We start from the raw sequence: 22256 nt of genomic DNA, 5'->3' as shown, positions 1-22256 counted from the left end.
ACGTTGGCCTTATTGGATTTTGGAAAGAGTTTCGAGAATGCGAGCACAAGCCTTCCCATCACCGTAGGGATTGTGAGCGTAGCTCATCTGCTCGTAGGCATCAGAGTCAGTCAGCAGGCGGCTCAAGTTGCTTGTAATTGCGTCTACGGCAGTACCGACAAGTTTTACGGTACCTGCCTCAACAGCTTCCGGGCGCTCCGTTGTATCACGCATCACCAGGACCGGCTTGCCGAGCGAGGGGGCTTCCTCTTGAATGCCGCCCGAGTCGCTGAGGATCAGGTAAGAGCGATTCATCAGCCAGACAAACGGCAAGTATTCCAGAGGCTCGATCAGGTGGATGTTTCCGATGCCTGCCAGAAGACGATTCACAGGCTCCCGTACATTCGGATTCAGATGCACAGGGTAGACAATCTCGACGTCCGGAAAGGCTTTCGCGGTAGTGGCCAGTGCCTTGCAGATGTTCTCGAAGCCGTCGCCGAAGCTTTCACGGCGGTGGCCGGTGACGAGGATTACTCGCTTGCCTTCACCGATGAACGAAAACTGCTCGTGGAAAGCCTGTTGCAGAGAGGCTGTGTTGCTGACGCGTGAAACAACGTCCAGCAGGGCGTCGATGACCGTGTTCCCGGTCACGTGAATCGAAGCTTCCGCTACGCCTTCCTTGAGCAGGTTTTGTCTGGAGGTCTCGGTAGGAGCGAAGTGGACCGCTGCCAGTGCGCCGGTAAGTTTGCGGTTAGCCTCTTCCGGCCAAGGCGAATAGAGATTGCCGGTACGCAACCCCGCCTCGACATGAGCAACCGGGATCTGCTGGTAGTAGGCCGCCAGTGTCGTTGCAAACGTGGTTGCCGTATCGCCATGTACCAGAACGATATCCGGCTTGTATTCGGTAAAGACCTTTTTCATGCCTTGCAGGATTGCCGTGGTGACGTCGGTCAGATCCTGGCCCGGCTTCATGATGTTCAGATCAAAGTCGGGCTTGATCTCGAACAGATCCAGTACCTGGTCGAGCATCTGGCGATGCTGACCGGTCACGCACACTTTGGCTTCGAAGCGTTCGTCGGCAGCAAGGCTCAGCGCCAGGGGAGCCATTTTGATCGCTTCAGGGCGCGTGCCGAACACACATAACGTTTTCAAAGTCATCACAACACCGCTATTGAAAATAAATGAAATTTACCGCGTGTACATGCCGTACCACTTGTCCGCAGAGGGACGATTGGATAACTCACTGAGCCGTTCTTCCTTGGTTTAGCCTAATGACGCGTAATTCAACCGGCATGCTGAAGCCCGCAGGTCTTATATAGGTTCATCGGGTTTATTGATGTTCTGTACATGTTGCGCTCAAGGGGTAATGGGCTTTCTGGTCGGGATTGATTCGTTTCCGGCATCTTGCACTGTCTGACGTATCTTATCGTTACCCAGGAAGCCGCTATTGCACGCAGGGCAGAGTCATGCCTTGAGCAGCGTGGTCGATCGACCGTCGGGACGCTTGTCCAGGAGGAGACCCGAGAGCATGCGCAGTTTGCCCTCATGAGCGCGCGAGCGCGTTTTTCCCATGAATAGTCGCTCGCAGGGAGCCTGTGTAATTCCTTTGGCGTAATCGACATTGTCGAGAGACATCTTTGTCATCAGGGGCAACCGCTCAGTTTGTGTTAACCGTGCATGTCTTGGGAATTGAAATGAATCAGCGCGTCTGGAAGCCGCTGTTAGTCGGTATCGAACGTGCCGCATGTAAATGCGACGCCGATTATAGCCTTCTTTGCGCGACGCTTTCCAAGGTTGTGGCGTTGCGGATCGCGGTCTCTCGTTTTTGCTGTCCATCAGGCTTCAAGAGGTCTGAAGCCATGAAGGGACGTCGAATGTATCGGTTTCGGTACGTTGTATCGATCACTCTCGTCCTTGAAGTGACATGCGGCTGATGCCGACCTGACGATCGGTACCTCTGGCAGTCAATGCAATGCATTGGCCGAATACTGGCGGTTTTTGATTTTCTGCCATGACTGTCGGCAATCAGCGGCAGGCCATTTTTATCCAGACAGAGGGTTTTAAAGGGATTTTTGCCAGAACCTAGGTATTATGACGCCGACACAAAGACCCATACAAGGAGCGAAGGACAAAAGCTTCGGGGTCGAAGCATTGTGTATCTGAGCGTTTCAATTTTGAGTCTATGGGCAATAGTTTTTCTCGGTTTCAGGAGCTTGAAGGGGTGTTTGATACGTTTATGGATAATATCAGAGCAGTTTTGTTAGCCCTTCCTCGCCGACGCAAGCGGGTCTTGCAGGTAATTGCCGATGTTTTTCTGGTCTGGCTTTCTCTGTGGATGGCGTTTGTCGTACGTCTGGGAATAGACGAACTCAACAGTCCCATTCAACAGCACCTCTGGTTGTTTTTCAGCGCCCCCGTAGTGGCTATTCCCCTCTTCATTCGATTCGGCATGTATCGCGCGGTCATGCGTTATGTCGGTAACGACGCACTGATCGCTATCGTTAAAGCGGTGACGCTTTCCTCGCTTATTCTCGGCGTAGTGGTCTACTGGTACAGCAATCATCAAACCATCGTGCCCAGATCCATCATTTTCAATTACTGGTGGCTCAGTCTTGTGATGATCGGCGGCCTGCGCGTTGCGATGCGACAGTATTTTTCCGGCGACTGGTTTGTCGCGGCTCAACACGTTCCATTTGCCAATATCGACGATGGCTTGCCACGGGTCGCTGTCTATGGCGCCGGCGCAGCAGGCAACCAGTTGGTCGCTGCCTTGCGCATGGGGCGTGCGATGCGTCCGGTAGCGTTCATCGATGACGATGGCAGTATTGCCAGCCGTGTGATTGCAGGCTTGCAGGTTTTCAAGCCCAAGCATATTCAGCAAATGATCGATACGACTGGCGCTCAGGAAATTCTGTTGGCGATCCCTTCCGCCAACCGCGGCCGGCGTCGTGAGATTCTCAGTTATCTTGAAAAGTTTCCCCTGCACGTTCGCAGTGTTCCGGGATTCATGGATTTGGCCAGCGGACGCGTCAAGGTCGATGATATCCAGGAGGTGGATATCGCGGATCTGCTGGGGCGCGATACCGTGCCCGCCCAGGATGATCTGCTGGAGCACTGCATCACTCGCCAGGTCGTCATGGTAACGGGCGCCGGTGGATCAATCGGCTCTGAACTGTGCCGTCAGATTCTTGAGTTGCAGCCGACCACTCTTTTGTTGTTCGAACACAGCGAGTTCAATCTCTACAGTATTCTTTCCGAGCTGGAGCAGAGGATCTCTCGCGAATCCCTGTCTGTGAAACTGCTTCCGATCCTCGGTTCCGTCCGGGATGAAAACAAGCTGCTCGACGTGATGAAAACCTGGCATGTCGATACGGTTTACCATGCCGCAGCCTACAAACATGTACCGATGGTCGAACACAACATCGCCGAGGGCGTGTTGAACAACGCCATTGGCACCCTGAACACCGCGCAGGCTGCCTTGCAGGCGGGTGTTGCCAATTTCGTGCTCATCTCTACAGACAAGGCCGTACGCCCAACCAACGTGATGGGGAGCACCAAGCGCCTTGCGGAACTGACGCTGCAGGCACTCAGTCGTGAGAAAGCCCCGGTGCTGTTCGGTGATGAGGCGTGCGTGTCTCAAGTCAACAAGACCCGTTTCACCATGGTGAGATTCGGTAACGTACTGGGCTCCTCCGGTTCGGTGATCCCGCTTTTTCACAAGCAGATCAAGTCGGGTGGGCCGCTCACCGTTACGCACCCGAAGATCACACGCTACTTCATGACAATCCCTGAAGCTGCCCAATTGGTCATCCAGGCGGGTTCGATGGGGCAAGGGGGGGATGTCTTCGTCCTTGACATGGGAGAGCCGGTGAAGATCGTTGAGCTGGCGGAGAAGATGATTCACCTGTCTGGTCTCAGCGTGCGTTCGGAAAGAAACCCGCACGGTGATATCGATATCGAGTTTTCCGGCCTGCGTCCGGGAGAAAAGCTCTACGAAGAATTGCTGATCGGCGACAACGTGTCAGCGACCTCTCATCCAATGATCATGACTGCCAACGAAGACTATCTGGACTGGGATCTGCTCAAGGAAAAACTGAATCAGTTGCTGGTTGCGATCGAGCGGGACGACTACTCGCGAGTCCGTCAGCTCCTGCGTGAGACGGTCAGTGGCTATTCTCCGGATGGTGAAATCGTCGATTGGATTTATCAGCAGCGCCGTCTGGAACCCTGATTGTTTCACATCTGGTAACGAACGCATTTTTGACAGGCGCCCGGGATGACCTAGGTTTGGAGAGCAGCTACGGAAAAGCTGCTTTCCCAACTTGATCTCATGGAGCGTCACCTATGCGTACCGGCTTTTTCTACTCCCTGGTATTTGCCCTTCTCACCAGCACCTCGATCGCCGTAATTGCTGCGCCAGCAGTAACTCCGAACGTGGATGGAACACCGCCGGTCATCGACGTCAATGCTACGTCGCAAAACCTGAAAGTCGATCTCAACAACGCCGATGCGGCCACTCTGCAGAAGGAACTGGCAGGCGTGGGCGAGGCCAAGGCGAAAGCGATTGTTGCTTATCGTGAAACAAACGGGCCGTTCGCGTCCGTGGATGAATTGCTGGAAGTGAAGGGGATCGGCAAGGCGATCCTGGATCGCAATCGCGACAAGCTGGAAGTGAACTAAGCTGATTGTTCAACGCCAAGGGGCCGGTCATTGACCGGCCCTTTTTGCTTCCCGCTTCCTTCAAGCGTCCCAAGAGGGCGACAGCCTTTCCGTCGGAAAATAGAAAATTACGGCTATCATATTGGTTTCAGATTATGCCTATAATAATTTCAGTAGCCACTGAAGCCATCTGCTTTTCAGCGGTCGCTCATTCCTCACGCATTCCAGGAGTATCGTCATGAATTCCCCGAAATCCCAAGGTACGGCGCTGGTCACTGGCGCTTCTTCCGGCATTGGTGCGGTGTATGCCGAGCGGTTGGCGGCACGTGGTTTTGATCTGTTGCTGGTGGCTCGCGATCAGGAGCGCCTGGAGTCCGCGGCCAGCAAACTGCGAGACGCCCATGGCGTTCAGGTCGAAGTCCTGAAGGCCGATCTGACGCAAAAGGATGAAGTGCTCAAGCTCGAGCAGCGCCTGCGCAGCGACTCCAGCATTAGTCTGCTGGTCAACAATGCGGGGGTAGCGGTCAACGGATTGCTGGCGAACGCCGACCCGGACGAGCTGGAAAAACTGATTCAGTTGAACGTGACGACCCTGACCCGGCTGGCAGCCGCAGCCGCCTCGGCGTTCACCCGCGCCGGGCGCGGCACGATCATCAACATTGCGTCGGTGGTTGCCCTGTTTCCTGAGCGTTTCAATGCCACCTACAGTGCCAGCAAGGCTTATGTGATGAGCCTCACCCAAACGCTTAATGCGGAACTGGAAGGCACCGGGGTCAAGGTGCAAGCGGTATTGCCCGGTGTGACCCGCACCGAAATCTGGGAACGCTCCGGATTCGATGCCAGCGGCATTCCGGCGGAAATGGTCATGGAGGCGGGCGAGATGGTCGATGCTGCGCTGTCCGGTCTGGATCAGGGCGAGCTCGTCACGATTCCTTCGTTGCCCGATGCGGGCGAGTGGCAAGCCTTCGTTGCCGCCCGTCATGTGATGGCGCCCAATCTGTCCCACAGTTCAGCGGCCAGCCGTTACAAGTAAAGGTCTTTTGAGTCACGAGAGGTCAACCCGATATGGATCAGCGTCGAGTAGTTGTCACGGGTATGGGCCTGGTATCGCCCTTGGGAAGCGGCGTCGAAGTCGTCTGGCAGCGCTTGCTGGCCGGGCGTTCGGGATTGCGGAACCTGCCGGAAGCGGTGATTGCCGATCTGCCGACCCGGGTCGGCGGCGTGGTGCCGACGATGGAGGAGGACGCCGAAGCAGGTTTCGATCCGGATCGCGCCACGCCGCCCAAAGAGCAGAAGAAAATGGACCGTTTCATTCTGTTCGCGATGGAGGCTGCCCGGCAGGCGCTTGAACAGGCCGGCTGGCACCCGACCGAGCCCCACGCTCAGGAGCGCACGGCCACCATCATCGGCTCCGGTGTCGGCGGCTTCGGCGCGATCGCCGATGCGGTGCGCACCACTGACAGCCGAGGCCCGCGACGCTTGTCGCCGTTCACCATTCCCTCGTTTCTGGTCAACCTGGCGGCGGGGCATGTTTCGATCCAGCACGGTCTCAAGGGGCCGCTTGGTGCACCGGTCACCGCGTGTGCCGCCGGCGTGCAGGCGATTGGTGACGCGGCGCGGCTGATTCGTGCCGGTGAGGCCGACATTGCAGTGTGCGGCGGTGCGGAAGCCTGTATCGATCGCGTGAGTCTTGCCGGATTTGCGGCGGCGCGGGCCTTGTCAAGCGGCTACAACGACACGCCTGAACGCGCTTCACGCCCGTTCGACAGCGGCAGGGATGGTTTCGTGATGGGCGAGGGGGCCGGGCTGCTGGTGATCGAGTCGCTGGAGCACGCACTGGCGCGCGGCGCACAGCCGTTGGTCGAACTGGTCGGCTATGGCACCAGCGCCGATGCCTATCACCTGACCGCCGGGCCGGAGGACGGCAGCGGTGCACGGCGAGCGATGCAACTGGCGCTGGCCCAGGCCGGCATCACGCCGGATCAGGTGCAGCATCTGAACGCCCATGCGACTTCGACGCCGGTGGGCGACCTCGGTGAACTGGCGGCGATCAAGTCGGTGTTTGGCACGCAAAACTCCATCGCCGTGACCTCGACCAAATCCGCGACGGGGCATCTGCTCGGTGCGGCGGGAGGTCTGGAGGCGATCTTCACGCTGTTGGCGATCCGCGATCAGATCGTTCCGCCGACTCTCAACCTGGAAAATCCCGATCCGGCAAGCGAAGGCGTGGACATCGTCCACAGTCAGGCGCGGTCGATGCCGATCGAGTATGCGTTGTCCAACGGGTTCGGCTTCGGCGGGGTAAATGCCAGTGTGCTATTCAAGCGCTGGCAGGCTTAGTCTTCCGAGCGTTTGAGGTGTTCGCGGGTGACATCAAGGATCTGCTGCGCAAATTCAGGATTCGCGACACTGCGTGACAGCAGGAGCGCCCCGGCCAACGTCGCCATGATGACGATGCTGCGCTCGGCGGCGTTCTCGCCTTCAAGGGCGCCTTCGACCTGGTCCAGGCGCGCCTTGAGCACTTCATCGCTGGTCGGGCTCGGCTGGCCACGCAGTCCAAGTTCCGACGAAATGGTCAATAGCGGGCAACCTTCATGAGGTGAGGTCAGGTGCCATTCGGAGAGGTACGTCTCGATGAAGGCTTCCAGTGGTTTTTCCTGGGCGAACAGCTCCTCGCACAAGCCCGCAACCTGATCGCCAGCCGCTTGCAGGGCTTTTTCAACCAACTCGTCCTTCGATTTGAAATGCGAATAAAAGCCGCCATGGGTCAGGCCCAGCGCCTTCATCAATGGTTGCAGACCGGTTGCACCAATACCGTCCTTGCGAAACCGCTCGGACGCTTCCTTGATGATGCGCTGATGGGTCTGGGCTTTATGATCCTGCGAGTAACGCATTTAAACTCTCCGCAACAAGACCGCCATCTTAACCAATGCAAATTGAATGGTGACTGTACTTCTACTTCTAAAAAAACTGTCGGTGACTCCGATATGTTCGTAACAGCCGCCAACGGTTGGCACGGATAGTGGTTGCAGCTTGCAAAGTTGCCATCGCTTGAGGAGCAGGAGAATCATGTACAAAGACTACCCGGCCGCCTATCAGGTCAGCAAAGGCTCGGCGTTGCAGGTCGATACACCTTTCTACGAACGGATTCGCGACCGCAAGGACGGGCGCACGCTGATCGAGCAATTCGAGGTGCCGATCCGCACCGGCCGCGCCTGGCACGTGCCGGCGGGGCATGTGTTTCGCGTCACCACACCGGTCGGGCCCCAGGTGGGCGATTTCAATGTGTGGAACGCACACGATCCGCGCGAGCGGATGTGGGCGGCGCGCACCCGGCAACTGCAGGGCGCGCATGTCAGCACTCATGACCGGTTGTGGTCGAACCTGCCTTTTCTGCGTCCGCTGGTGACCATCACCGATGACAGCCTGGCCGGCTACGGCATCGACGAGCACGGAGGGCGCTTGCACGATTTGCTCGGCACGCGCTGCGATCCCTATGTGAACAAAATGCTCACTGGCGAGGATTTCCACCATCACTGCCATTCCAACCTGACCCGCGCCGTGTTGCCCCATGGCCTGACCGAGTTCGATGTGCATGACGTGCTGAACATCTTCCAGTGCACCGGCCTGAATCACGATGACCTGTATTTCATGAAGGCCTGCCCGGCGCAGAAGGGCGATTACCTGGAGTTCTTCGCCGAAATCGACTTGCTGTGCGCGTTGTCGACCTGTCCGGGTGGTGACTTGTCTTTGGCGATGTGGGGGCCGGACGCGCAGGATCCGCTGACCGTGTGCCGCCCGCTCGGGGTGGAAATCTATCGTCTGGACGATGCGTTGCTTGAAGGCTGGAGCCAGCCGGAACGCGCGGCGTACAAAGGCCTGCATGGCTTGCACATCGCGAAGGCCGAGTGGGAAAAATAATCGCCACAAAAAACAAACCCCGCCGATTCTGGCGGGGTTTTTCGTTCAGCGGTCCTGCGCGTCCTTGATGTCCGCTTCGGCATTGCGTTCAGCGACGCGCTTGCGTTGTTCATCGGTCAGTTCGACCTTGTTGGCGGTGTCACGCAACATCATCAGACCGCCGACGATCGAGCCGATTGCAACGACCAGAATCAACCAGGCATACCAGGGCATAACGGCTCTCCTTAAAGGCAGGTCGACGGGCGAGGGTTTCGCCGTGCAACGCTGCATACCACTTTGAGCGAAGTGCATTCGCAGTGGTTCCATTCTAGGCCGGTTATGCCCGTCGCGGTTTACAGTCCGGTGAGCATGGCGTCTGCCGGGGCGTTGGCGCGCAATTGGCCGGTCAACAGGAAGTAGCCGAAACCGACTGCCATGAAGCCGAGGAAGATCAGCCCGATCAACGCATTGAACCAGGCCATCGCCACCAGGCACACCACGGCCAGCACCAATGCAATCAGCGGAATCAGCGGATAGCATGGCGCGCGGAAGGTGCGCTCCAGGTTCGGTTCGGACTTACGCAGTTTGAACAGGCTGAGCATGCTCATGATGTACATCACGATCGCCCCGAACACCGCCATGGTGATCATCGCGGCGGTGAGGGTCATGCCGCCGAGGTTGATCAGGCCGTCGCTGTAGATCGCCGCGATGCCGATCACGCCGCCGGCGATGATGGCGCGGTGCGGGGTCTGAAAGCGCGACAGTTTCGCCAGCGAGGCGGGCAGGTAACCGGCGCGGGCGAGGGCGAAGAACTGCCGCGAGTAGCCAAGAATGATCCCGTGGAAACTCGCCACCAGCCCGAACAGACCGATCCAGACCAGCATGTGCAGCCAGCCGGAATTGTCGCCGACCACTGCTTTCATCGCCTGCGGCAACGGATCGTTGATGTTCGACAGGGTGCGCCAGTCGCCGACACCGCCGGCAAAGAACATCACGCCCATCGCCAGCAGCACCAATGTCAGAATGCCGCTGATGTAGGCCTTGGGAATTGTGCGTTTCGGGTCCTTGGCTTCTTCGGCGGCCATGGCCGCGCCTTCAATGGCGAGGAAGAACCAGATTGCGAACGGAATCGCCGCGAACATCCCGGCAATCGCCGGTGCACCGAAGATGTCCGAGCCGGCCCAGCCATTGAGCGCGAAGTTGCTGAAGCTGAAGGCCGGGGCGACCACGCCCATGAACACCAGCAACTCGGCGACGGCCAGGACGCAGACGATCAACTCGAAAGTCGCGGCCAGTTTCACACCGAGAATGTTCAGACCCATGAACACGATGTACGCGCCGACCGCCGCGTGTTTCGGGTCGAGGGCCGGAAACTGCACGTTCAGGTACGCGCCAATCGCCAAGGCAATCGCCGGCGGGGCGAAGACGAATTCGATCAGCGTCGCCAGTCCGGCGATCAATCCGCCTTTTTCACCGAAAGCCCGGCGACTGTAGGCAAACGGCCCGCCCGCGTGGGGGATCGCCGTGGTCAGTTCGGTGAAGCTGAAGATGAAACAGGTGTACATGGTCGCGACCATGAACGAGGTCACCAGAAAGCCCAGTGTTCCCGCGACGCCCCAGCCATAACTCCAGCCGAAATATTCCCCGGAAATCACCAGCCCCACCGCAATGCCCCACAGGTGCAACGTGCCCAGCGTGGGTTTGAGTTGTGTGTTCATGCGTTTGCTCCCTGAACGGTTTGGAAAGCTCGGGGAAGGGCGTGTGCAGTGGGCGTGCCATTTTGTATTGGCGGGTCGTAATGGGCTGAAAGCTGTCGTATCGGGGATGTTCGCGGCGCAATGCCGACAAAATTGTGCGCCAGTTGGGTGCGATGTTGTCTGTGCTGCCGTCTTCGCGGGCAAGCCCGCTCCCACAGGTGTCAGCGGTGCCTGGACGCGCGCATTTCAAATTGTGGGAGCGAGCCTGCTCGCGAAGAGGCCCGTCCACACGACGCAAAACTCACCTGTAACGCCCGCGTAAACCCACTCTTTACGCTTTCTTTATGCCCCGCGCGCACCCTCGCTCTCGTTCCTTTACAGCCTCCTTTCCGACAATGCCTCCACACGCGGCAATACGCCGTAACACGGAGATCTTCCATGAGCGTTCTGGACGGGGTGTCACTGCTATTGGCAGTGGGGCTGTTCATTTATCTGTTGGTTGCGCTGTTGCGCGCGGACCGGACTTAGGAGCGGCTATGCACAGTTATGACTATTGGCTGATCCTCGCATTCTTCGCGGTGGTCTTGCTGCCGGCGCCGTTCCTCGGGCGCTTCTACTACAAGGTGATGGAAGGTCAGCGCACCTGGCTGACGCCGATTCTCGGCCCGGTCGAGCGCGGCTGTTACCGCATTGCCGGCGTCAACCCGCAGGATGAACAGAGCTGGCAGAAGTACACGCTGGCGCTGCTGGCGTTCAACCTCGCCGGTTTCCTGCTGCTGTTCGCGATCCTGCTGTTCCAGGATCACCTGCCACTGAACCCGCAAAACCTGCCGGGCCAGGAGTGGACCCTCGCGTTCAACACCGCCGTCAGCTTCATGACCAACACCAACTGGCAGGCCTACAGCGGCGAAGCGTCGCTCAGCTACCTGAGCCAGATGGTCGGGCTCACCGTGCAGAACTTCGTCAGCGCCGCCACTGGCCTCGCCGTGCTGGTCGCGTTGTGCCGTGGCATCGGGCGCAAGTCCACCAAGACTCTCGGTAACTTCTGGGTCGACATGACCCGCGCCACCCTCTACGGCCTGCTGCCGCTGTGCCTGCTGCTGGCGCTGTACCTGGTGTGGCAGGGCGTGCCGCAAACCTTCGCCCAATATGTGAATGCAGTGACGATGCAGGGCGTTGATCAGGTGATCCCGCTCGGCCCGGCCGCCAGCCAGATTGCGATCAAGCAACTGGGCACCAACGGCGGCGGTTTCTTCGGTGTCAACTCGGCGCATCCGTTCGAGAACCCGACCGCCTGGAGCAACCTGTTCGAAGTCGCCTCGATCATCCTGATCCCGGTGGCGCTGGTTTTCACCTTCGGCCACTACGTGAAGGACCTGCGCCAGAGCCGCGCCATCATCGGCTGCATGCTCGCGCTGTTCATCATCGGCGGCGCCACTTCGCTGTGGGCCGAGTATCAACCTAACCCTGCCTTGAACAATGTCGCCGTCGAGCAGACCGCGCCGCTGGAAGGCAAGGAAGCGCGCTTCGGCACCACCGCCACCGTGCTCTGGTCGGTGACCACCACCGCGGCGTCGAACGGTTCGGTCAACGGCATGCATGACAGCCTCAACCCGCTCAGCGGCATGGTCGCGCTGGTCAACATGATGGTCGGCGAAGTGATCTTCGGCGGCGTCGGCGCGGGGCTCTACGGCATGTTGCTGAACGTGCTGATCGCGGTGTTCCTCGCCGGCCTGATGATCGGCCGCACCCCGGAATACCTCGGCAAGAAACTCCAGGCCCGTGAAGTGCAACTGCTGGTCGTCACCCTGCTGGTGATGCCGGTCGGCGTGCTGGTGCTCGGCGCGATTGCCGCGAGCCTGCCCGGCCCGGTGGCGGCGGTGAGCAACCCCGGCCCGCACGGTTTCAGCCAGTTGCTCTACGCCTACACCTCGGCCAGTGCCAACAACGGTTCGGCGTTCGGCGGCTTCGGCGCCAACACCGCGTTCCACAACCTGATGCTCGGCCTGGGCATGTTGATCGGTCGCTTCGGCTACATCCTTCCGGTACTGGCTTTGGCCGGCAGCCTGGCGATGAAGAAAACCGCACCGATCGGCCAGAACAGCTTTCCGACCCACGGCCCGCTGTTCGTGACCCTGCTGACCGTGACCATTTTGCTGGTGGGCGGCCTGACCTTCTTGCCGACCCTGGCGCTCGGCCCGATTGCCGAACACCTGAGCATGGGCTTCTAAGGAATCCATCATGAATATGCATGTTCCAGCTTCAAAACCAGCGACAGCTGCCAAGTCGGCTGAAGCTCCGAAAACCGCGATCAGCGCCCTGTGGCGTCCGGCGCTGGTGCAAGCGTTCGTCAAGCTCGACCCGCGCCAGTTGCAACGCTCGCCGGTGATGCTGGTGGTCGAACTGACGGCGATCCTGACCACCGTGCTGTGCTTCATTCCCGACAGCAGCGTGCCGACCTTCGTTGCCGCGCAAATTGCCCTGTGGCTGTGGTTCACCGTGCTGTTCGCCAACTTCGCCGAAGCGCTGGCCGAAGGTCGCGGCAAGGCCCGCGCCGACAGCCTCAAGGCCGGCAGCGAGGGCCTCAGCGCCCGACGCAAACTGGCCAACGGCAGCTTCCAGGTCGTACCGGCCACCAGTCTGCGCAAGGGCGATGTGGTGCGCGTCGAAGCCGGGGAAATGATCCCCGGTGACGGCGAGGTCATCGAAGGCATCGCGGCGGTCAACGAAGCGGCGATCACTGGTGAGTCTGCTCCGGTGATCCGCGAGTCCGGCGGCGACCGCTCCGCCGTCACTGGCAACACCCGGCTGGTGTCCGACTGGTTGTTGGTGAAGATCACCGCCAACCCCGGTGAATCGACCCTCGACCGGATGATCGCGCTGGTCGAAGGTGCCAAACGCCAGAAGACCCCGAACGAAGTGGCGCTGGACATCCTGCTGATCGGCCTGACCCTGATCTTCCTGCTGGTGGTCGTGACCCTGCAGCCGTTCGCCCACTTCGCCAACGGCAGCCTGCCGCTGGTGTTCCTGGTGGCGTTATTGGTCACGCTGATTCCGACCACCATCGGCGGTCTGCTGTCGGCGATCGGTATCGCCGGGATGGATCGTCTGGTGCGCCTGAACGTGATCGCCAAGTCCGGTCGCGCGGTGGAAGCGGCGGGTGACGTGCACGTGTTGCTGCTGGACAAGACCGGCACCATCACTTTCGGTAACCGTCGTTGCAGCGCGGTATATGCCGCGCCGGGTGTGAACGCCCGTGAACTGGCCGAAGGCGCGCTGTTCGCCTCGCTGGCTGACGAAACCGCTGAAGGCAAGTCCATCGTCGAGTACCTGCGCGGCTCCAATCCGCAGCCGGAACCTTCGCCGGAAACCCTGACTGCCGTGCCGTTCAGTGCGGAAACCCGCTTGTCCGGTGTGGACTACCAGGGCCGTGTGTTCCGCAAGGGCGCGGTGGATTCGCTGCTGGCGTTCCTTGGTCAGCAACGCAAGGATCTGGCCCCGGCGCTGTCCCGGGAAATCGACAAGATCGCCCAGAGCGGCGGCACCCCGTTGCTGGTTTGTGCCGACGGCAAATTGCTCGGTGCGATTCATCTGAAAGACGTGGTCAAGCCAGGCATCCGCGAGCGTTTCGCCGAGCTGCGCAAACTGGGGATTCGCACGGTGATGGTGACTGGCGACAACCCGCTGACCGCTGCCGCGATTGCCGCTGAAGCGGGCGTCGACGACGTACTGGCCGAAGCCACACCGGAGAAGAAACTGGCGCGCATCCGTCACGAGCAGAACGACGGTCGTCTGGTCGCGATGTGTGGTGACGGCGCCAACGACGCCCCGGCGCTGGCCCAGGCTGACGTCGGCATGGCGATGAACGACGGCACACAAGCCGCGCGTGAGGCGGCCAACATGGTCGACCTCGACAGCGACCCGACCAAGTTGCTGGACGTGGTGCAGATCGGCAAGGAATTGCTGGTGACTCGCGGCGCGCTGACGACTTTTTCCATCGCCAACGACGTGGCCAAGTACTTCGCGATCCTGCCGGCGCTGTTTGCCGCGATCTACCCGCAGCTCGGCGTGCTGAACATCATGCAGTTGAGCAGCCCGCAGAGCGCGATCCTGTCGGCCATCGTTTTCAACGCCCTGATCATCGTGGTGCTGATCCCGCTGGCCCTGCGCGGCGTGCGGGTGCAGGCAGCGAGCGCGGCGGCGCTGCTGCGTCGCAATCTGCTGATCTATGGCCTGGGCGGGATTCTGGTGCCGTTCGTGGGGATCAAGGCGATCGACATGCTGTTGACGGCGTTGCATCTGGTTTGAACCTGAACAGCGGTGTGCCGGGCACACCGCTTAAAGCACGAATTCGAGGATTTTGAAATGTCCACAATGTTACGTCCGGCCCTGAGCCTGCTGGTGCTGATGACCCTGGTGACCGGCGTTGCCTATCCGCTGGTAGTCACGGGCGTCGCGCAAGTTGCCTTCCCCGAGCAGGCCAACGGCAGCCTGGTGCGCGACGCAGAAGGCAAGGTGCGCGGCTCGTCGCTGATCGCCCAGGATTTTGTCGGCGATGCCTGGTTCCATCCGCGTCCATCAGCCGGTGCCTTTGCCACCGTGTCGAGCAGCGCGAGCAACCTGTCGCCAAGCAATCCGGCGCTGGCCACTCGGGTGATCGACGACGCCAACAAGCTGCAGGTGCCCGGTCAGGGTCCGGTGCCGCTGGCGCTGGTGACCACCTCCGGCAGTGGCCTCGATCCGCACTTGCCACCGGCGGCGATTGCCTATCAACTGGCGCGTGTTGCGGCAGCGCGCAATCTGCCGGTGGCGACCTTGCAGCAGTTGCTCGACGCGCACATCGAACAGCCTCTGGTGGGCCCGCCGGTGGTGAATGTGCTGGCGCTGAACATGGCGCTGGAAAAGCTGTGAATCGCGATCACATCAGGAAGAGAGAGCTTCAAGCATGAGTGACTCCGGCCGCGCCGACGCGCTGTTAGCAGAACTGCCCCGCGACGGACGCGGCCGGCTCAAGGTTTTTCTCGGCGCAGCGCCGGGTGTGGGCAAGACTTACGCAATGCTGCAGGCGGCCCATACCCAGTTGCGCCAAGGCGTGAAAGTCATTGCCGGCGTGGTCGAAACCCACGGCCGCGCCGAAACCGAAGCGCTGCTCGGTGGCCTGCCGCAATTGCCGTTGGTGCGCTCGGAATATCGCGGCGTGACGCTTGAAGAAATGGACCTCGACGGCCTGCTCGCGGCCAAGCCGAAACTGGTGCTGGTCGACGAACTCGCCCACAGTAACGCCCCCGGCAGCCGCCACGCCAAACGCTGGCAGGACATTCAGGAACTGCTTGCCGCCGGCATCGACGTGTACACCACGGTCAACGTCCAGCACCTGGAAAGTCTCAACGATCAGGTGCGCGGCATCACCGGCGTGCAGGTGCGCGAAACCCTGCCGGACTGGGTGTTGCAGGAAGCCTACGAACTGCTGCTGATCGACCTGCCACCCCGCGAACTGCTCGAGCGCCTGCGCGAAGGCAAGGTCTACGTGCCGGAGCAGGCACGCGCCGCGATCGATGCATTTTTTACCCAGACTAATCTCACCGCGCTGCGCGAACTGGCGATGCAGACCGCTGCCGCGCAGGTCGATAACGATCTCGCCCAAGGCTATCGCCAGCTCGGTCAAGCCGCGCCGGCGGTACGCGGGCGCTTGCTGGTCGGCGTCGATGGCGATGCCCAGGCGGAACGGCTGGTGCGTCACGCCAGTCGCGTTGCCCAGCGCCGACATTTGCCGTGGAGTCTGGTGCACGTCGACAACGGCAGCGTGCGTGACGAGCAATCGCGTCTGCGCCTGCAAAGCGCCCAGCAACTGGCCGAACGCCTCGGCGGCGAAGTGGTGCTGCTGCGGGCCGGTGAAGTGGCGAAAACCCTGATCCAGCATGCGGCGGAACGTCGGGCGAGTCTGGTGCTGGTCGGCCAGTCGCGGCCACGCCTGCGCAGGCGTCTGTTCGGTGGTGGGCTGGCGGCGCGTTTGCTGCGTCAGGCCCATGGTCTGGAAATCAACGTGCTGGACAGTGATCAGCAACAGCATCAACCGCGCCCCCGTGTAGCGCCGACGCTGGTGTGGTTCGACTATGCGCTGGCGCTGGTGGCGACAATTCTGGCCAGTGCGCTGGCGTGGGCGGTGTCCAGCGTGCTGCCGCTGCCGAACATCTCGCTGGTGTTTCTTGCGGCGGTGTTGCTGGTGGCGGTGCGCAGCAGTCTCGGCCCGGCGCTGGCCTGTGCGGCGCTGTCGTTTCTGACCTATGACTTTCTGTTTATTCCGCCGAATTTCTCCTTCAGCATCCAGCGCGAAGAAGACGTGCTGACGTTGCTGTTCTTCCTGCTGATGGCGGCGCTCACCGGTAACCTCGCGGCGCGTCAGCGGCGGCAATTGCAGGCACTGCGCGATACCCAGGAAGAGACCACCGAGCTGCTCGACCTGTCGCGCAAACTCACCGCCGCCACCGACCGTCAGGCCGTGGTCAGCGCCGCAGCCCAGCACCTCAATGGCTGGAGCGATCTGCAACTGTGCCTGCTCAATCGTGACGGGCAGGGCGGCTGGAAAGTCGAAACCGGCGGGCCGCTGCAATTCACTGAATCCGAACGCGCCGCCGCCGACTGGGCGTGGCAACACGATCAGCCGGCGGGCATGGGCACCGGCACGTTGCCGTTCGGCCGCTGGTGGTGGTGGCCGCTGTCGGTGGAGGACGGGCCGCTGGCGTTGCTCGGTGTGTGCGCCAAAGAGGGCCAGACCCTGAGCGGCCAGCGCCGTCGTTTGCTGACGGCGTTGAGCCAGCCTTTGGCTCAAGCATTGGCCCGTGCGCAACTGGCCGATGACCTGGAAGCCGCACGTCTGCACGGCGAAACCGAACAACTGCGCAGCGCCTTGCTGGCCTCGGTGTCCCACGATTTGCGCACGCCGCTGACCTCGATGCGCGGCAGCATCGACAGCCTGCTGGCCCTCGGTGAAGCGATCCCGCTGGAGGATCGCCGCGAGTTGCTCGAAGGCACCCGCGATGAAGCCGAACGTCTCGACCGCTACATCCAGAACCTGCTGGACATGACTCGTCTCGGCCACGGCGCCCTGAAGCTGGCGCGGGATTGGGTGTCGCCAGCGGACATCGTCGGCAGTGCGCTCAATCGTTTGCGGGCGGTGTTGTCGTCGTTGCAAGTGAGCACCGATGTACCGGCCGAGTTGCCGCTGTTGTACGTGCATGCCGCGTTGATCGAGCAGGCGCTGGTCAACGTGCTGGAAAACGCCGCACGCTTCTCGCCATCCCACGGCCGTCTGCAACTGCGCGCCGGGGCGGATGACAGCGAAGTGTTTTTCTCGGTCAGCGACGAAGGGCCGGGGATTCCGGTCGATGAGCGGGCGAAGATTTTCGACATGTTCTACACCGCCGCCCGAGGTGACCGGGGCGGGCAGGGCACGGGGCTGGGGCTGGCGATCTGTCAGGGCATGGTCGGCGCCCATGGCGGGCGGATCAGTGTCGGCGACGGCATCGACGGACGCGGCACCTGCATCACTCTGCACCTGCCGTTGCAGACGCAACCGGGGATGGACGGTGAAGCCTGATCCGCGCTGCGCTACTCTCTTGCCACTCTTTTGTGTTGATGTGAATTCATGAGCCAGACCGCGACCATTTTGGTCATCGATGACGAACCGCAGATCCGCAAGTTCCTGCGTATCAGCCTCGCTTCCCAGGGCTACAAAGTGCTGGAGGCCGGCACCGGCGCCGAGGGCCTGGCCCAGGCGGCGCTGAACAAACCGGATCTGCTGGTGCTCGACCTTGGCCTGCCGGACATGGACGGCCAGCAAGTGCTGCGCGAGTTTCGCGAGTGGGCCACGGCGCCGGTGTTGGTGCTGTCGGTGCGCGCCAGTGAAGGGCAGAAAGTCCAGGCGCTGGATGGCGGCGCCAATGACTACGTGACCAAGCCGTTCGGCATTCAGGAATTTCTCGCCCGGGTGCGTGCATTGTTGCGTCAGGCACCGGCCGGCGAAGCGCAGCAAGCCGCGTTGAATTTCGGCCCGCTCACCGTAGACTTGGCGTATCGCCGGGTGTTGCTCGACGGTGTCGAAGTCGCCCTGACCCGCAAGGAATACGCAGTGCTGGCGCAACTGGCGCGGCATCCGGGGCGGGTGATCACCCAGCAGCAATTGCTCAAGGACATCTGGGGTCCGACTCACACCGAGGACAGCCACTACTTGCGGATCGTGGTCGGGCATCTGCGACAGAAACTGGCGGACGACCCGACCCGGCCCCGGTTCATCGTGACCGAGGCGGGCGTCGGTTATCGCTTGTTGAGCGAGAACAGCCTTTAGTTCTGCTCGCTCTCGTAGCGGTCGAGGGTATCCCGGGCAATCTCGCGACCCAGCGCGATCAGCTCCGGCGCCTTGTAGAACTCGAAGAACCGGCACACCCGTTTCGGCACGTTGATCAGGATGTCCGGCGGATACCCGGCGATCTTGTACTGCGCCAGCGAGGTCTGCATCACCTCGAAACTCTGGTTGATCAGGTCGAGCAATGACGCCGGCCCGACGTTATCGATGATGAATGATCCGGTGGCGGATTTCGGTGCGCCGTCGCGCTCAGGGGCGGCGGCCGGTTGCTGGGTTTCCGGCTCGGCGCCTTCGACCCACGGATTGATGTCCGCCGCTTCGGCACGCAGCGCTTCCTGTTCCAGCATCAGCAGTTGCTCGGCCTGTTTGCGGCGGAACGGCATCTTCGAGCCCAACGAATTGATCAGGCTGTCGAAGCGCGTGCGGAACGCGGCGGGCCGCTGGATCACCGGCAGTTTGTAATGGCGCTGGTTGGTCGAGTTGAGATTGACCGCGATGATCAGATCGCAATGGCTCGACACCACCGGCACGATCGGCAACGGGTTGAGAATGCCGCCGTCCACCAGCATCCGGTTGCCTTGCATCACCGGGGTGAACAGGCTGGGAATCGCCGCCGAGGCCCGCATCGCCTGATGCAGGCAGCCTTCCTGAAACCAGATTTCCTGCTGGTTGGTGAGGTCGGCGGCCACCGCCGTGTAGGGGATGCGCAGGTCTTCGATGTTGATCTCGCCGACGATCTTGCGGATCTGGCCGAAGACTTTTTCGCCACGGATTGCGCCGAGGCGGAAGCTGACGTCCACCAGGCGCAGCACGTCGAGGTAATCCAGGCTTTCGATCCAGTTGCGGTACTCGTCGAGCTTGCCGGCGGCGTAGATTCCGCCGACCACGGCCCCCATGGAACAGCCGGCAATACAACTGATGTCATAGCCCCGTCGTTCGATCTCTTCAATGACCCCTATATGGGCATAGCCCCGGGCGCCACCGGAGCCCAGCACCAGTGCGACACGCTTTTTCATCAAACTTCCTCCCGACAAGGTTGCACAATGCACCCATCGAGGGCAGGGCTTCAATCGCCGGGGTCGCTCGGGGCGGCGATGGCGTCGTTTTTTCGATACTTCATGACCCGTCGGCGTTATCTTGGCCGTGCAGCGCAATGGCGGGGCCCAAGGCACTTTTTCGCTGGCGCACCGTCTTACCTGCACGACTGTTGACCTATCTCTGAGGTGTGAGTGATGAAAGCCTGGATCTGTGTGCCGTTGATGGCTCTGGCATTGGCCGGTTGCGCCGGCAAGACCGCTTATCGTGACAGCTGCGGCAGCCAACTCGACGCGGCGTGGCATGAACTGGATCTGGCCAAGGCCGAAGGTTTTGCCGGCACCGTCAGCTATTCCAAGGCGCTGTCGCTGTTGACGGCGGCCAAGACCCAGCAGCAATTCGAAGGGTTTGAAGGCTGCACCAAGAAAGCCGAAAAGGCACGTTTCTACATTCGCGAATCCCGCGCCGGGCGCTAAGCTGCTGACGTGGCGCAAGGGCAGGTCCCTTGCGCAGGTGCACACTCATGCAGCGCCATTGAATTCAGGAGCAAGTAATGTCTGCGTTGGTCGATCGGTTGGTGGCTCATGTCTTGAGCCTGGAAGTCAGGCTGCTGGGCTGTCAGGCCCGTTTGACCGCTCGAACCGACCCTGAAGCACTGCACGATCTGCGCACCACCGTGCGGCGCTTGCGCAGTCTGCTGCGACCGTTGCGCGGCTTGCCCGGTGTCGAGCAACTGGAAAGCGCGGCGGCCAGCGTCGGGCAACTGACTACGCCGTGGCGCGATCGCGAGGTGTTGGCAGCCTGGCTGATCAAACACGATCAGCCCGAAGCCGCGCAGCGCCGCATGGCGCAGATGGCCGAGGCGTACCCGACGCTGGCGGCCAGCGCCGAAGTGGCGTCGCTGTTGATGATCCTCGACGCCTTTCCGCGTTTTCTGCGCGCGTCCCAGCGCCAGGGACTACTCAAGAATCTGGACAGACGCATCGAAAAACGTCTGGGCAAACAATGGAAGAACCTCGATGTGGCGCTGCACGACCCGGCCCATGACCGTCATCGCCTGCGCCTGCTGATCAAGCGCGTGCGTTACGGCATCGAGGCCTATCCTGAACTGGATCGTTTGCCCGAAGCCGCATTAACCCGTTTGAAGTCCGCACAAGGCGCCCTCGGTGACTGGCACGATTGCTGGCAATGGCTGGCCCGCGCCGAGCTGGAGCCGGATCTTCAACCCTGCGTCGCCACTTGGCAGGCGACCATGGCCAAGGCCGAAATCAAGGCCGACCGGGTGCTGGAAAAACTCAGCGCAGCCTGCTTCAAGTCCTGAAACTCGCTGGCGCGCAGCATCGCTGTCTTATCTGTCAGTCTCTTTGACCGGAATGGACGCTGCGCCGCTCTGCCGCGCTGGTTAAGATCCGGTCATTCCCTTTTTCGTGTCCGAGGTTTCCATGCGCTTTTGCGATCTGATCGATGCTGTCCGTCGTCAACCGGAGGTCACGATTCCGGCGGAGTGGGGGCAGGGCCGGGCCAGTTTTGGCGGATTGGTGGCCGCGCTGCAATTTGAAGTGATGCGCACCAAGGTTCCGACCGATCGGCCGGTGCGTTCGCTGGCGATCACTTTCGTCGGCCCGGTCGAGCCCGAAGTGCCGGTGAGCTTTGAAGTCGAAGTACTGCGCGAAGGCAAAGCGGTCAGCCAGGTGCTGGGGCGCGCTGTGCAGAACGGTCAGGTGGTGACGATGGTGCAAGGCAGCTTCGGGGCTTCGCGCTCGTCGGAAGTGGCGGTTGAAGCCTATCCGGCACCGGAGATGAAACACTGGGATGACTGCCAGGAACTGCCGTATATCAAGGGCGTAACCCCCGAGTTCATGCGCCATCTGGCGATGCGCTGGAGTGTCGGCGGCATGCCGTTCACCGGCAATCAATCGCGGCTGATGGGCGGCTGGGTGCGTTTGCGTGGGGATGTGAAGGAAGAGCCGGTCAACGAAGCGCACCTGCTGGCGCTGGTCGATGCCTGGCCGCCCGCGCTGTTGCCGTATCTGAAGAAGCCGGCACCGGGCAGCACGCTGACCTGGACCATCGAATTCGTTCAGCCGTTACGGGATTTGAGTACGCTGGATTTTTGCCAATACCTGGCGGACATCGAGTATGCGGCTGACGGTTACGGGCATGTCGCCGCCAAGCTGTGGAGCGCGAAGGGTGAACTGATTGCCATGAGTCGGCAGACGGTGACGATCTTCGCCTGACTCAATGGCGGCGATGGCGTTCACGCCAGGCGCGAAACCAGCCGCCACTGAGGAAGAACCGCGGAAACGTCAGGAACTGCTCGACCAGCAGCCGCGAAACGGCGTCCTTGCGATCACTGAACGGCTCGGAGGCTTGCGCCTCCAGGCTGTGGCCGTGACGCTGCAGACCCAGCGCCGCGATGATGCCGATCACGCCGATCGCCACGCTGGCCAGACTCAGGCTGAACACGCCCGAGACGATCAACAGAAACGCGACAATGAACAGCGGCACGGCAATCAGGTGCAGCACCAGATTGGTCGGGTGCTGATGGTTGTTCGGGTACGCGCGCCATTGCCACGCGGGAAGGTTGGGGTGACGTTTGCCCATGTTGCTGCTCCTCGATCCAT

At 61.1% G+C, this 22256-nt stretch carries 20 protein-coding genes; 14 read left to right on the top strand and 6 right to left on the bottom strand.

Annotated elements, in window-relative coordinates; genetic code table 11:
* Window positions 1-9 precede the first annotated feature (9 nt).
* A complete protein-coding gene (gene wecB, locus EIY71_RS07830; protein ID WP_134021250.1) occupies window positions 10-1137 on the bottom strand; it encodes a non-hydrolyzing UDP-N-acetylglucosamine 2-epimerase in 1128 nt (375 codons plus the stop codon).
* 1078 nt (window positions 1138-2215) lie between these two features.
* On the opposite strand from wecB, the gene EIY71_RS07825 reads away from it, so the two are divergent.
* The 4 genes from EIY71_RS07825 to fabF all read left to right on the top strand — a co-directional run bounded on the left by EIY71_RS07825 (window position 2216) and on the right by fabF (window position 6978).
* Window positions 2216-4210, top strand: a complete 1995-nt coding sequence (locus EIY71_RS07825; protein WP_134021347.1) for a nucleoside-diphosphate sugar epimerase/dehydratase — start codon at window positions 2216-2218, stop codon at window positions 4208-4210.
* A 113-nt stretch (window positions 4211-4323) separates the two neighbouring features.
* Window positions 4324-4659, top strand: a complete 336-nt coding sequence (locus tag EIY71_RS07820) for a helix-hairpin-helix domain-containing protein (protein WP_134021247.1) — start codon at window positions 4324-4326, stop codon at window positions 4657-4659.
* Between the two features lie 217 nt (window positions 4660-4876).
* On the top strand, window positions 4877-5671 hold the full coding sequence (locus tag EIY71_RS07815; protein WP_134021244.1) for an SDR family oxidoreductase: 795 nt from the start codon (window positions 4877-4879) through the stop codon (window positions 5669-5671).
* A 32-nt stretch (window positions 5672-5703) separates the two neighbouring features.
* Window positions 5704-6978, top strand: coding sequence for a beta-ketoacyl-ACP synthase II (fabF, locus tag EIY71_RS07810; RefSeq protein WP_134021241.1), 1275 nt, complete (start codon window positions 5704-5706; stop codon window positions 6976-6978).
* On the opposite strand, the gene EIY71_RS07805 is transcribed toward fabF, so the two are convergent.
* On the bottom strand, window positions 6975-7532 hold the full coding sequence (locus EIY71_RS07805; protein WP_134021238.1) for a TetR/AcrR family transcriptional regulator: 558 nt from the start codon (window positions 7530-7532) through the stop codon (window positions 6975-6977). The genes fabF and EIY71_RS07805 overlap by 4 nt on opposite strands.
* Before the next feature lie 175 nt (window positions 7533-7707).
* On the opposite strand from EIY71_RS07805, the gene EIY71_RS07800 reads away from it, so the two are divergent.
* Window positions 7708-8559 carry a DUF1989 domain-containing protein gene (locus EIY71_RS07800; RefSeq protein ID WP_134021234.1) on the top strand — a complete coding sequence of 284 codons (852 nt, stop codon included), beginning with the start codon at window positions 7708-7710 and terminating at the stop codon, window positions 8557-8559.
* Between the two features lie 45 nt (window positions 8560-8604).
* Here EIY71_RS07800 and EIY71_RS07795 read toward each other — a convergent pair whose 3' ends face one another.
* Window positions 8605-8772 (bottom strand): DUF2897 family protein, encoded by a 168-nt coding sequence (locus tag EIY71_RS07795; protein WP_007950938.1) that lies wholly within the window; start codon window positions 8770-8772, stop codon window positions 8605-8607.
* 119 nt (window positions 8773-8891) lie between these two features.
* Window positions 8892-10256, bottom strand: a complete 1365-nt coding sequence (eat, locus tag EIY71_RS07790) for an ethanolamine permease (protein ID WP_064598376.1) — start codon at window positions 10254-10256, stop codon at window positions 8892-8894.
* A gap of 417 nt (window positions 10257-10673) precedes the next feature.
* Here eat and kdpF point away from each other — a divergent pair, with 417 nt between their 5' ends.
* From kdpF to EIY71_RS07760, 6 genes are read left to right on the top strand one after another with little or no spacing between them, the layout of a single operon-like run.
* The gene (gene kdpF / locus EIY71_RS07785; RefSeq protein ID WP_007950940.1) at window positions 10674-10763 is read left to right on the top strand and encodes a K(+)-transporting ATPase subunit F; all 90 of its coding nucleotides are present in this window, start codon (window positions 10674-10676) and stop codon (window positions 10761-10763) included.
* Window positions 10764-10771: 8 nt separating this feature from the next.
* Window positions 10772-12466, top strand: coding sequence for a potassium-transporting ATPase subunit KdpA (gene kdpA, locus EIY71_RS07780; protein WP_039770510.1), 1695 nt, complete (start codon window positions 10772-10774; stop codon window positions 12464-12466).
* Between the two features lie 10 nt (window positions 12467-12476).
* Complete coding sequence (gene kdpB, locus EIY71_RS07775) at window positions 12477-14543, top strand: potassium-transporting ATPase subunit KdpB (RefSeq protein WP_134021231.1); 2067 nt, start codon at window positions 12477-12479, stop codon at window positions 14541-14543.
* 57 nt (window positions 14544-14600) lie between these two features.
* Window positions 14601-15146, top strand: coding sequence for a potassium-transporting ATPase subunit KdpC (kdpC, locus tag EIY71_RS07770; protein WP_134021228.1), 546 nt, complete (start codon window positions 14601-14603; stop codon window positions 15144-15146).
* Window positions 15147-15180: 34 nt separating this feature from the next.
* The gene (locus EIY71_RS07765) at window positions 15181-17832 is read left to right on the top strand and encodes a sensor histidine kinase KdpD (protein ID WP_134021225.1); all 2652 of its coding nucleotides are present in this window, start codon (window positions 15181-15183) and stop codon (window positions 17830-17832) included.
* A gap of 48 nt (window positions 17833-17880) precedes the next feature.
* Window positions 17881-18579 (top strand): response regulator, encoded by a 699-nt coding sequence (locus tag EIY71_RS07760; protein WP_134021222.1) that lies wholly within the window; start codon window positions 17881-17883, stop codon window positions 18577-18579.
* Here the strand turns inward: EIY71_RS07760 and EIY71_RS07755 are convergent.
* Window positions 18576-19613 (bottom strand): patatin-like phospholipase family protein, encoded by a 1038-nt coding sequence (locus tag EIY71_RS07755; protein ID WP_085607182.1) that lies wholly within the window; start codon window positions 19611-19613, stop codon window positions 18576-18578. The two genes, EIY71_RS07760 and EIY71_RS07755, sit on opposite strands and share 4 nt — an antisense overlap.
* Window positions 19614-19829: 216 nt before the next feature.
* On the opposite strand from EIY71_RS07755, the gene EIY71_RS07750 reads away from it, so the two are divergent.
* The 3 genes from EIY71_RS07750 to EIY71_RS07740 all read left to right on the top strand — a co-directional run bounded on the left by EIY71_RS07750 (window position 19830) and on the right by EIY71_RS07740 (window position 21869).
* On the top strand, window positions 19830-20108 hold the full coding sequence (locus EIY71_RS07750) for a hypothetical protein (protein ID WP_007950948.1): 279 nt from the start codon (window positions 19830-19832) through the stop codon (window positions 20106-20108).
* Window positions 20109-20185: 77 nt separating this feature from the next.
* Window positions 20186-20953 carry a CHAD domain-containing protein gene (locus tag EIY71_RS07745; RefSeq protein ID WP_134021219.1) on the top strand — a complete coding sequence of 256 codons (768 nt, stop codon included), beginning with the start codon at window positions 20186-20188 and terminating at the stop codon, window positions 20951-20953.
* A 121-nt stretch (window positions 20954-21074) separates the two neighbouring features.
* Window positions 21075-21869, top strand: coding sequence for an acyl-CoA thioesterase II (locus tag EIY71_RS07740; RefSeq protein WP_085744984.1), 795 nt, complete (start codon window positions 21075-21077; stop codon window positions 21867-21869).
* Between the two features lies 1 nt (window position 21870).
* Here the strand turns inward: EIY71_RS07740 and EIY71_RS07735 are convergent, their stop codons facing one another.
* Window positions 21871-22236: an Mpo1-like protein gene (locus EIY71_RS07735; RefSeq protein ID WP_007950951.1), complete on the bottom strand. Its 366-nt coding sequence runs from the start codon at window positions 22234-22236 to the stop codon at window positions 21871-21873.
* Between the last annotated feature and the right edge of the window lie 20 nt (window positions 22237-22256).

Source organism: Pseudomonas sp. CH235 (genome assembly GCF_004368175.1).
GTDB lineage: Bacteria > Pseudomonadota > Gammaproteobacteria > Pseudomonadales > Pseudomonadaceae > Aquipseudomonas > Aquipseudomonas paraglycinae.
This window is presented reverse-complemented; position numbering and strand designations above follow the sequence as displayed.